Raw genomic sequence first — 11153 nt, forward strand, 5'->3', positions numbered from 1 at the left:
CCTGTGTGGCCGCCGGCCGGAGGTGCGAGGGTCAGCGCCCGATGTCGCTCATCTTCGACTGCGTCCACGGCGAGATGATCGCGAAGAGCACGGCAACGCCGATGGTCACCGCCCCCAGTCCGTAGTAGAAGGCGACATCACCCAGCTCGCGGGTCTGGATGGTGAAGACCAGCGCCAGGAACCACCACGGAGCCAGGCGGGTGCCGCCGGGGAAGTTCTGGAAGCCCCAGCCCATCATGAGCGCCGAGGCCCCGATGATCACCGCGGTGATCGCGAACTTCATCGCCGTGGTGGGAAACGGCCGGCGCGGCGGGTGAACAGCCAGCCCAGCAGCGGGGCGAGGATCAGCACGAAGAGCGGGTTGATCGACTGGTGGGCCTCGGGGCTGATGGTCAGGCTGCCCAGTCCGGTGGCGCCATTGGTGTTGTCCTTGGCGAAGCTGGCCATCTTGTTGGCGGCCTGCTCGAAGATGATGGTGAACAGCATCGAACCGAACCACAGCGGCAGGAAGGTCCACAGGTGGCTGCGCTCGCCGGCGGTCACGTTGGGGCTGTGGAACACCATCAGGAAGTGGGGGGCCGAGGCGACCGTGGCGACGGTGAAGACCACGTAGGCGATGCCCTCGGCCAGTGCGTCGAAGATGGGCTTGTAGATGAAGGTCAGGGCGACGACGGCGACGCAGAAGGCCACGGACCACAGCAGCATCCTGCGGCCCTCGCCCGGCTTGAGCGGGTTGGGCACGTCATAGGCGAACTGGCTCAGCCGGCCGCGGCCGTAGTAGAAGGCGGCCAGGCCACAGGCCATGCCGATGGGGGCGGCGATGAAGCCGACGTGGTAGCCGTAGTGGTCCTTGAGCCAGCCGGTGATCAGCGGCGAGACCAGCGAGCCGACGTTGATCGACATGTAGAGCAGCTGGAAGCCGGCCTTGCGGCGAGGGTCGTCGGCGTCGTAGAACCCGCCGACGATGGTCGACAGGTGGGGTTTGATGAAGCCGGTGCCGAAGGCGATCATGAACAGCCCGATCCACGAGGTGCTGACGGTGGGCACGGCCAGCAGCACGTGGCCGGCCATGATCACCAGGCCGCCGTAGAGGGTGGAGCGCCAGGGGCCGACGATGCGGTCGGCGAAGATGCCGCCCGGGATGGTGAGGAAGCAGACGGCCGCCTGATAGGTGGCCATGATCACCTGGTCGGTGGACTTGTCCAGCCCGAGGCCGCCATTGGCGAAGGTGTCGGTGATGAAGTACAGCAGGATGGCGCGCATGCCGAACCAGCTGAGGCGTTCCCACATCTCCACCTGGAGCATCCACGGCAGGCCGCGGGGCTGGCCGAACAGTCCACTGTCATCCACCGACGGCCCGGTGCGGACCGTCGCCGGACGTCAGCGGGTGGCCTGCGTGGTCTGGTGGGAGGACCTCGACGTCACGGGCATTCCTTTTGCCTGACAGTCGCGCGCCGCTCCATTGCCGCACGATGCCCTGCCTGCACGCGATCTTTCGTCGGGGCGCGCCCACGATATGAGATCCTTTCCGAGACCTGCCGGGGACCCCCGTGCTTGCCAGTCGGTGAGGTTTCTGGGCCGTGTGGACCCTGACTCGTCCCCGATCGGATGCCGCGGCACGACCTTCGTCGTCTCCCGTGGAGCCATCCACGGCCTAGCCTCGTGCCATGAGTTCCATCCAGCCCTCTGACCCCCCGGTGCCCGGCGATCTCCAGATTCGCTGCGCCGATGCCGACCGCGAGATGGTCGCCAGCGTCCTCAATGCCGCCTACTCTGAAGGACGCATCACCCGTGACGAGCACTCCGAGCGTCTGGAGAAGGTCTGGCGCTCGCGCACCTTCGCCGACCTCGTCCCCCTGACCGCCGATCTCGTCCCCACCGACGTCCAGCGCATGCCCCGCCAGGTGGCCACCTCGCAACCGCGACTGGTGGTCGACAGCTCCCACCAGGAGCAGGCGGCGGACACCCTGTTCACCGTATTGGGCACGGTTCGTCGCCAGGGGGTGTGGCGGATGCGCCGGCGCACCACGGGCCTGGTGCTGCTGGGCGATGCCCGCCTCGACCTGCGCCAGGCCGTCATGGAGGACCGCGAGTGCATCGTCACCGTGCCGGTGGTGCTGGGCGAGATCAAGGTGACGGTCCCCGATGGCGTGGAGGTGGTCGACGAGACCACCAACATCATGTCCGACGTCAAGATCCGTGGCCTGGCCCCCGCACCGGCCGGCGCGCCTCGCATCATCCTGCGCGGCATGGTGCTGATGGGCGGGATCACCGTCACCGGTCCGTATCACAAGGGCCTGGCCGAACGTCTGGGGATCGGGGTCTGACGCCTGAGGCCTCGTGCCGTAGGTTTGCGGGGGTGGACACCTTCGACCCGCCCGCCGACCAGTGGAAGACGCTCTCACCTGCCTACCTGACGATGAAGCGCCGGATGATCCTCATCGTCTGGCCCCTGTTGTTGCTGCCCGGTTGCATCGCCCTGGGCTGGTTCTGGCACTGGTGGGCCGGTGCCGCCCTGGCGCTGGCCTCGGTGGCCTGGATCGCCTGGCGCTGGGTCCGGATGGGCCGGGTGTGGAAGGTTTGGGGTTATGCCGAGCGCGGCACCGACCTGTACATCCGCGAGGGCCTGATGTGGCGTCGCATGACGGTGGTGCCCTATGGCCGCATGCAGGTGGTGACGGTGAACTCCGGCCCCATCGAACGCCAGCACGGCCTGGCCACCGTCACCTTGCAGACAGCCTCGGCCAGCACCGATGCGACGATTCCCGGCCTGGCGCAGCACGATGCCGACGCCCTGCGGGAGCGCCTCACCGAGCTGGGCGAGCAGCAGGCGGTGGGCCTGTGAACCAGCAGCTCCCCCAGCCGCCCGGCACCACTCCCGGGCCGCAGGAGTCCGTGGACCTGGACCAGCTGCCCCCTCCCGCGTGCCCGGAACCACTTGCCGTCGAGACGGACGAGCCCGCCCCCAATGGGTCCGTGCACGATGTGTCAGCCCACGATGTGTTAGCCCATGATGAGCCAGTCCGCGATGAGCCCGTCCCTCTGGACGAGGTGAGCCTGGCGAGCGCCACGACCACCACCCGGTCGGTGATGGAGCGGCCGCACCCCGCCACACCGGTGATCAAGGGCTGGATGGCCCTGGTCGGCCTGGTCTTCCTGGTGGGAAAGGACCTGCTGGAAAGCCTCGGCAAGGACGGCGAACACTTCGGTGTGCGCGACATCGCCTTCTTCGGCTTCCTGCTGGCGGTCTATGTGGTCGTGACCGGGATCGGTGGCTTCTTCAGCTGGCGCACCACCCGCTTCGTCATCGACGACCAGCAGGTGCGCATCGAGCACAACTTCATCCAGCACTCCTCGGACAAGATCCCCTTCACCAAGATCCAGTCCGTCGACGTGGTCCAGCCCTTCGCCGCACGCCTGCTCGGCCTGGCACAGCTGCGCATCGATGTCGGCGCCAGCGAGGGCCGCACGATCGAGTTCCTGGGCCGCGGCCGGGCCTACCAGATGCGCGACTACCTGGTGGCCCGGGCCCACGGCCAGCAGACCACGGTGGCCGAGTCGGCCGCCTCACGCGCCACCGCCGACGCCCTCCACGACCTGGCCGACGACGAGACGGTGCTGCTGCGCGTGCCCCCGCAGCGTCTGGTGCTGGCGGCGGTGCTCTCCTCCGGTTTCCTGGTGACCCTGGCCCTCAGCGTGGCGGCCATCGCCGGCATGACCTGGGCCCGCGAGTTCGGCGCCGTGGTCGGCATCATCCCCTTGCTCACCGCCCTGGCCGGCATCATCGGCAATTCCGTCGTCAAGCAGTGGAACTACGCCCTGGTGCGGTCCGGTCAGGCGCTCAAGGTGTCCCGCGGCATGACCACCCTGGTGAGCCAGACCCTGCCGACCGACCGCATCCAGGGCATCACTGTCACCCAGCACCTGCTGTGGCGTCCCTTCGGGCTGCACCGGGTCTCCATCGACGTGCTCGGCTACGGCTCTGGTGACGAGGAGGACTCCGCCAGCGACATCCTGCTTCCGGCCGGCACCTCGGACGAGGTCGCGCTGGCCATCGATGCCGTCTGGCCGGGCTTCCGCCTGGACCAGGTGCAGATGCACCCGGCACCGCCGCGTGCGAGGAAGCTGCACCCCTTCATCTGGAAGAGCCTGCGCTGGGGCCGTACCGAGGACGTCTTCGTCGCCGCCGACGGGGGCCTGGTGCGCACCACCAGCGTCGTGCACCATGCCCGGGTGCAGTCGGCCCACCTCAGGGCGGGTCCGCTGCAGCGCCGCCTGGGGCTGGCCGACGTGCAGCTCGACACAACGGGATCCACCCTGCTGGCGCACGAGCTCGACCAGCACACCGCCCGTGAGCTGGTGCTGGCGCAGATGGAGACCTGCCGGGAGGCACGGCGCCGCGACGCGAAACGTCGTCAGGTCGCACCCCCGCGCGCAGACACCGACACCGCGCCGGTCACGGGGTACGCCTCGCTGACCGTCGAGGCCCCGGGCCTGGGGCCCGGCGTCGGGACCGTGGCCCCACCGCCGGATGCCCAGGACTGAGGCGGCCTCACTCGCGGATGTCGTCCTTGTTCTCGCGGTACCACGCGATGGCATTCTCCAGGCCGGAGCGCAGGTCGTACTTCGGCTCCCAGCCCTCGCCGCGCAGCTTGCCCACGTCGAGCAGCTTCTGCGGGGTGCCGTCGGGCTTGCTGGTGTCCCACTCGACCTCGCCGGTGTAGCCGACGATCTCGGCGATCAGGCCGGCCACCTCCTTGATGGTGGTGTCGGTGCCGGTACCCACGTTGACCTGCTGGGGCCCGTCGTAGTGCTCCATCAGGTGCAGGCAGGCCGAGGCCATGTCGTCGACGTGCAGGAATTCGCGGCGCGGGCTTCCGGTGCCCCAGTTGGTCACCGACTCGGCTCCGCTCGCGACGGCATCGTCGTACCGGCGGATCAGTGCGGGCAGCACGTGTGAGCCCTTGGGCGAGAAGTTGTCACCGGGGCCGTAGAGGTTGGTGGGCATGGCACTGATCCAGTGCACGCCGTGCTGTCGACGGGCGGCCTGCACCTGCAGGATGCCCGCGATCTTAGCAATGGCGTAGGCATCATTGGTCTCTTCCAGATAACCCGTGAGAAGTGCGTCTTCCGTGATGGGCTGGTCGGCCAGTTTGGGGTAGATGCAGGAGCTTCCCAGGAAGAGCAGGCGGTCGACGCCCTGCTCCAGTGCGGCGTCCATCACGTTCACCTGGATTTGCAGGTTCTGGCTGATGAAGTCATAGGGGTAGGTGTTGTTGGCCAGGATGCCGCCCACCTTGGCCGCAGCCAGGAAGACGTAGGTCGGCTTCGTCTCGGCGAAGAAGTCGGCCACCGCCCGACGGTCTGTGAGGTCGAGCTCTGCGTGGGTTCGGGTGACGATCTTGGTGAAGCCCTGCTCGGTCAGGTGCCGCAGGATCGCGCCACCCACGAGGCCGCGATGGCCTGCGACGTAGACGACGGCATCGCGCTCGAGCGGCGCGGGTGTGAAGTTCTCGGTCATGTGTTCTCCCCGGTGGTCTTGATCATGGAAACGACGAACGGCGCCAGGATCTTCCCGGCGCCGTTCGTGGCAGGTCAGTTCTTCCTGGACCAGTCGACGGCCCACTCCGTCTTCGGGATGTCGACGTCGTGCGCCCTACCGGACTCGAGTGCCTTGATGTCGGACTCGACCATGATGCGGGCCAGTTCAGGCGTGTGCACCTTGGCTTCCCAGCCGAGCTTCTCCTTGGCCTTCGAGGGGTCGCCGATGAGGGCATCCACCTCGGTGGGGCGCAGGTAGCGGGGATCGAACTTGACGTACTTCTCCCACTCCAGGTCGGCGGCCTCGAAGGCGAACTGGAGGAAGTCGCGCACGGTGTAGGGCTGGCCCGTGGCCAGCACGAAGTCGTCGGGCTCGTCCACCTGCAGCATCCGCCACATGCCCTCGACGTACTCCGGCGCATAGCCCCAGTCGCGGATCGAGTCGATGTTGCCCATGTAGAGATCGTCCTGCAGGCCGGCCTTGATCGCAGCCACGGCGCGTGTGATCTTGCGCGTGACGAAGGTCTCGCCACGGCGCGGAGACTCGTGGTTGAACAGGATGCCGTTGACCGCGTGCAGGTCGTAGGCCTCGCGGTAGTTCTTGGTGATCCAGTAGGAGTACATCTTCGCCGCGCCATAGGGCGAGCGCGGGTACATCGGGGTGTCCTCGTTCTGCGGCGGCGGGGTGGCACCAAACAGCTCCGACGTGGACGCCTGGTAGAAGCGCGGGCTGATGCCGGCCTGGCGCACGGCCTCCAGCAGGCGGACGGTGCCGGTGCCGGTGGTGTCGGCGGTGTGCTCAGGCTCGTCGAAGGAGACGCGCACGTGACTCTGGGCGGCCAGGTTGTACACCTCGTCGGGACGGATGCTGTCCATCAGGGTGACCAGACGGGCACCGTCGGACAGGTCGCCGTAGTGCAGCGACAGCTTGGTGTCCGAGTCGTCGTGCGGATCGACGTAGATGTGGTCGATGCGGTGGGTGTTGAAGGTCGAGGCTCGACGAATGAGTCCGTGCACCTCGTAGCCCTTGGCGAGCAGCAGCTCGGCAAGGTACGAGCCGTCCTGGCCGGTGATGCCGGTGATGAAGGCCTTCTTGGCCATGGCTTACTCCGTTTCCTTGGTGTTGATCCCTCGGCGCGGCCCCGGATGAGCCACAGACTTGTCGACCAGCCCGCAGAGCCAGCCGGCGACACGTTGGTAGGCCGAATCGGCAGACAGGTGCTCGGCCGCGAAGGTCCGAGCGCTCCTGCCGTACTCCTCAGCACGGTCCTTGGCCCGTGCGGTGTCCTCGATGGTCGTCAACAGGGCCGCCGGATCACCGGGAGTGATGACGGGTCCAGCGCCTGCTGCCCTGACCTCCTCGGAGGTTGCGCTGTCGGTCTCGGTGGCGGCCACGACGGGCTTGCCCTGGACGAAGTAGCTGGTGAGCTTGCTGGGCACGGCAGACTCCCGCAGGCCGGGCTTCTCGTTGACCAGCAACACGTCGGCGCACTGAAGGATGGCTGCGTATTCCTCGTCATCGAGGCTGGGCACCATCACCAGATGCTCAATCCCCTCCCCGAGCTCGGCGAGTGCATCGCGGCGTGAGCCGTTCCCGACCAGACCGAAGACGACAGACGAGCCGCGCTCGTCGGCAAGACGAGCAGCCTCGACGATGTTCTCCAGGTACTGCTTGGCCCCCATGTTTCCGGTGTGCAGCGCAACGAGCTCGGCGTCACCGAAGTAGGTGCGGCGCACCGCCTGTGGATCACCCGCCACCGAATTGTCGATGTGGCTCCAGTTGCGCGAGACGCACACCTTGGCCGGATCGACACCCAAGTCGTCAACCACGTGGCGGCGGAAGCGGTCGTGGATCACCAGCACACCGTCGGCATGGCGCAGCACCGCCGACTCGAGCTTGCCCAGGAGTCGGCCCTTGAAGTCGTTGCCGCCGATCTCACGGGCTCCGTTGCTGTACAGGTCCTGCACCCACACCACGATCGGCGGCTGGCCGGGCAGCTTGCCGCGCAAGACCTGCAGCGAGGTGCTGATCAGGGCCGGACTGACGCACAGGACCACGTCGGGCTGCTTCCAGGCGCTCGTGACGGCACCGAGGCCGAAGGTGAGTTCCTGCAGGATGCGGCTGAGCCCCATACCGCCGGAGCCGATCATGTGCCGGACACGACGCACCGGCACGCCCTTGATGGTCTCCAGACGGGTGAGGCCCGAGAAATTGGTGTAGTTGCTCCACTGCGGATAGTGGGGAATGCCGGTGATCACGCGCACCTGGTGCCCCAGACCTTGCAAACCCTCCGCCATCGCCGCCGTGTAGGGCGCGATACCCGAGATTTCCGGCGCGTAGTTCACCCCGATCGTCAAGATCTTCATGCAGTCACTCCTATAATCAAGTTCGCACCGAACCATCCCCCGATGATTCGCGGATCACCGCGATTGGGTGGATCCACGAGCGCGAAGCCGCCGCCCCGCAGGGGTGGCCAGCGAACGCAACGATACAGACAATGAGGCAACGGAACCGGACTTGAGCCTCCACTCACAGCAGGCACTCAGCCCGGCGCCGACAGGTGCAATCAGTTGCCCTGGTAGGCCTTCACCAGCTGGTCGACGATCGGCCTCATGGAGAATTCGTTCCGGATCAGTTCCTGTGCTCGGTCGGCCGTCTCACGACGCAGTTCATCGCTGGCCAAGTACTTCCTGACAGCTGGCGCAATCTCCTCCGGGGCGTTTGTCGTCACGGTGCCGGCGTCGGCCCCGCCCACCGCTGGAGCCAGTCCACACGTGTCGGTGAGAACGACTGGCAGCCGCGCCGCCAGGGCCTCGAGGACAGACATGGGATATGGCTCGTCCACCGACGGGAGCACATAGACATCGGCCGTGGCCATGGCGTCCTGACATCCTGCTCGGTCAGCAGGGTGAAACCTTCACCATTCATATTGACCGTATCCAGGCCGATATGGATGAGCACTTCGGCACCGTTGCTCAGTTCCAGGCCGATGGCATGGAGCGAGCTTTCCATAATCATAGAAACGGTCGCATCAGCCGGTGCAACGACGGTGTCGCTCGACGGCTTGATAGCCACGCCGTCACCCATCATCTTCTGGGAGAAGGCATCGTCCGGCACTTCGCTGATATCGACGAGGTCGCCGGAAACGAAGGCTTTCAGCTTCATGGAACGGTCGTCTTCATCGACGGAAACGACGGCTTCAGCAGCCGGAGCGGCCGTTTTTTCTGCCGGGGCTTCTTTCGTTTCCGGAACTGTACTTTCTGCGACTGCCGGCATTTCCCCTTTCATGAGGGCATCGAAGTGGCCGCGGACATTGGGGACGGACAAGCCGACGATGACCTGGATGGCATGACCGTTCTTGACCAGACCGAAGGCACCGGCATTGGTGAACTTGCTGGTCGCAGCGACTTTATCCGGGTCGTTGACCGTGACGCGCAGGCGGGTCGCACAGTTAGTGACTTCACGGATGTTGTCCGGGCCGCCGAGGCAGTCGAGGAAGACCTGCGCTTTCAGGGCATCGGCGCCGCCGGCAATGCCTTTCTTTTCCATTTCTTTCTTGGCTTTATATTCCGCTTTGGTGAACAATTTATCTTCGCCGCCATCGTCGGTACGGCCCGGCGTAGGCAAATCGAAGTGAAGGATGAGGAAGCGGAAGACAACGAAATAAATGACTGTAAAGCCGAGGCCAATAGCAATCTGTAAAATGTACGTCCAGGCATGATAGCGGAACAAGGGAATCCAGTTCTGGACGAAGCAGTCGATGAGGCCGCCGCCGAAGTTGCCCGACAGGCCGATGAAATAGAGTGTCGCCGACAAGGTAGCCGCTAAGACGGCATGGACGACATAGAGGATCGGGGCGACGAACAAGAAGGTAAATTCAATCGGTTCGGTAATGCCGCAGAGGACGGCTGTAATCGTAGCCGGAATGAGCAGGGTAGCGACTTTCTTGCGCTTTTCCGGTTTGGCACAATAGTACATGGCCAGGGCTGCGCCAGGCAGGCCGAAGACTTTGGCACTGCCGTGAAGGGCAAAGCCGCCTTGGGGGAACAGGTCCCGCAGGGAATGAGCACTGGTGGCGAAGTCATTGAGGTGCTGCAGCCAGTACGCCTGGATGCCGCCGTCGCAGACAGCCGGGCCGTAGATGAAGGGCAGATAGATGAAGTGGTGCAGACCGGCCGGCAAGAGGATGCGTTCCGAGAAGGTGTACGCCCAGACGCCGAAGATGCCGCTGGTCTTGAGGAAGAACTGGAACTGTTCGATGCCGTGCTGGATGGGCGGCCAGATGTAGCAGAAGAGGAGCGCCATGGGCAGCATGACCAGGAAACCGACGGCAACGACGAAGGCCGGGCCCTTGAAGATGCCGAGCCAGTCCGGGATTTCTGTATCATAAAAACGGTTATGCAAGTACGCCGAGATGCAGGCGATGAAGATAGCGCCGAGCATGCCCATGTCCAGGGTCTTGATGTTGGCAATCATGGCCAGTCCCGTACCGGCACCGGCGTCCTGACTGTAATCGACGCCGAAGTAACTGCCGTGCAGGGTCAGGATACCGGCGATGAAATAGTTGAAGACCATGTAGATGACGAAGCCTTCCATGGCGCAGCGGGCCTGTTCCTTCTTGGCAAAGCCAATGGGAACGGCGATGGCAAAGAGGATCGGCATCTGATTGAAGACCGTCCAGGCCCCCTGCTGGACGACGTACCAGAAATCGTACCAGAGAGTCCCTTTTTCTGCCAGGCTGCCGAAGAGACCCGTGTTGCTGAAGATGATCGACAAGGCGACGGTCAGCCCGAAGAAGGCGAATAAGATGACCGGTGTGTACATAGCGCCGCCAAAACGCTGCAATTCCTGCATCACACGGTCTTTGTTGAATGACATATGCAATTCCTCCCGTTTGTGAAACAAAGTACATAAGATTATCGTTAGTAACAGGATATACAAAAAACGCCGCGAATACAATAGATTCGCGGCGTTCTGGCACGTGGCCCCCGGCCTGTAACCTGGTACATTTCCTGTACTTTGGTACAGCCTATCGGGAAGCCTCTTTTCCTTGTTTTAAGTGGTGCAGATACATACAATATTTCACATACCAGATTTCAGCCAGGATGAAGTAGGGCATCATGGACTGGAAAGCGACGTGGTCATCCTCCTTATCATAAATCTGGAACCGGGCTGGCGAGACATAAAAATTGACCGTCGATAACGACGCCAGGGTATTGTCATGCAAGCGGGTAATGGAAATAAAGGGAATATCCCGTAATTTCAAAGCCTGGGCCAATTCCTTGACAGCCGGCGATTCGCCGGAAAAGGAAACGATGATGAATAAGTCGTCTTTGGTCATGGTCCGGATAAGATTGCGAAATTCTTCCCGCGCCGGCACGTCGTAGAGCATGACATTGTCGTAGAAAAACAGGCGTTTCAATTCCTGGACGACATTGTTCTGGACGTAGCCTGACGCATAGGTAAAAATCCGGTTGGCCTCATGGACGAGGGCACTGGCATTATCGAAGTTGCGGCTGCAGAGCTTGTCCACGGTCTGCTCATAGAAGCGATGGAGTTCATCCATGACATTCACATCATAGCAGGACCCTTCCGGTTCTTCCCGCAGAAT

At 64.1% G+C, this 11153-nt stretch carries 9 protein-coding genes and 1 pseudogene; 3 read left to right on the forward strand and 7 right to left on the reverse strand.

What is annotated here, in order from left to right:
• Positions 1-31: 31 nt before the first annotated feature.
• Positions 32-1380, reverse strand: a pseudogene (locus tag ACHFFZ_RS02160) (peptide MFS transporter); the annotation flags it as partial.
• Between the two features lie 287 nt (positions 1381-1667).
• Between ACHFFZ_RS02160 and ACHFFZ_RS02165 the strand changes: the two are divergent.
• From ACHFFZ_RS02165 to ACHFFZ_RS02175, 3 genes are all read left to right on the forward strand, one after another.
• Positions 1668-2327, forward strand: a complete 660-nt coding sequence (locus ACHFFZ_RS02165; RefSeq protein ID WP_394275024.1) for a DUF1707 domain-containing protein — start codon at positions 1668-1670, stop codon at positions 2325-2327.
• Positions 2328-2359: 32 nt separating this feature from the next.
• The gene (locus tag ACHFFZ_RS02170) at positions 2360-2845 is read left to right on the forward strand and encodes a PH domain-containing protein (RefSeq protein ID WP_394275025.1); all 486 of its coding nucleotides are present in this window, start codon (positions 2360-2362) and stop codon (positions 2843-2845) included.
• A 206-nt stretch (positions 2846-3051) separates the two neighbouring features.
• Positions 3052-4545, forward strand: a complete 1494-nt coding sequence (locus ACHFFZ_RS02175; protein ID WP_394275026.1) for a PH domain-containing protein — start codon at positions 3052-3054, stop codon at positions 4543-4545.
• Positions 4546-4552: 7 nt separating this feature from the next.
• Here ACHFFZ_RS02175 and ACHFFZ_RS02180 read toward each other — a convergent pair whose 3' ends face one another.
• From ACHFFZ_RS02180 to ACHFFZ_RS02205, 6 genes are all read right to left on the reverse strand, one after another.
• The gene (locus ACHFFZ_RS02180; protein ID WP_394275027.1) at positions 4553-5521 is read right to left on the reverse strand and encodes a GDP-L-fucose synthase family protein; all 969 of its coding nucleotides are present in this window, start codon (positions 5519-5521) and stop codon (positions 4553-4555) included.
• Between the two features lie 74 nt (positions 5522-5595).
• The gene (gene gmd / locus ACHFFZ_RS02185) at positions 5596-6642 is read right to left on the reverse strand and encodes a GDP-mannose 4,6-dehydratase (RefSeq protein WP_394275028.1); all 1047 of its coding nucleotides are present in this window, start codon (positions 6640-6642) and stop codon (positions 5596-5598) included.
• 3 nt (positions 6643-6645) lie between these two features.
• Positions 6646-7908 carry a glycosyltransferase family 4 protein gene (locus ACHFFZ_RS02190; protein WP_394275029.1) on the reverse strand — a complete coding sequence of 421 codons (1263 nt, stop codon included), beginning with the start codon at positions 7906-7908 and terminating at the stop codon, positions 6646-6648.
• A 200-nt stretch (positions 7909-8108) separates the two neighbouring features.
• On the reverse strand, positions 8109-8387 hold the full coding sequence (locus ACHFFZ_RS02195) for a glycosyltransferase (protein WP_394275030.1): 279 nt from the start codon (positions 8385-8387) through the stop codon (positions 8109-8111).
• Positions 8270-10420, reverse strand: coding sequence for an alpha-glucoside-specific PTS transporter subunit IIBC (locus ACHFFZ_RS02200; RefSeq protein ID WP_394275031.1), 2151 nt, complete (start codon positions 10418-10420; stop codon positions 8270-8272). The genes ACHFFZ_RS02195 and ACHFFZ_RS02200 overlap by 118 nt, the downstream gene beginning before the upstream one ends.
• A gap of 151 nt (positions 10421-10571) precedes the next feature.
• Positions 10572-11153 (reverse strand): MurR/RpiR family transcriptional regulator (locus tag ACHFFZ_RS02205; RefSeq protein ID WP_394275032.1); only part of this gene is annotated, 582 nt, incomplete at its 5' end.

The organism is Luteococcus sp., from assembly GCF_043424415.1.
GTDB lineage: Bacteria > Actinomycetota > Actinomycetes > Propionibacteriales > Propionibacteriaceae > Luteococcus.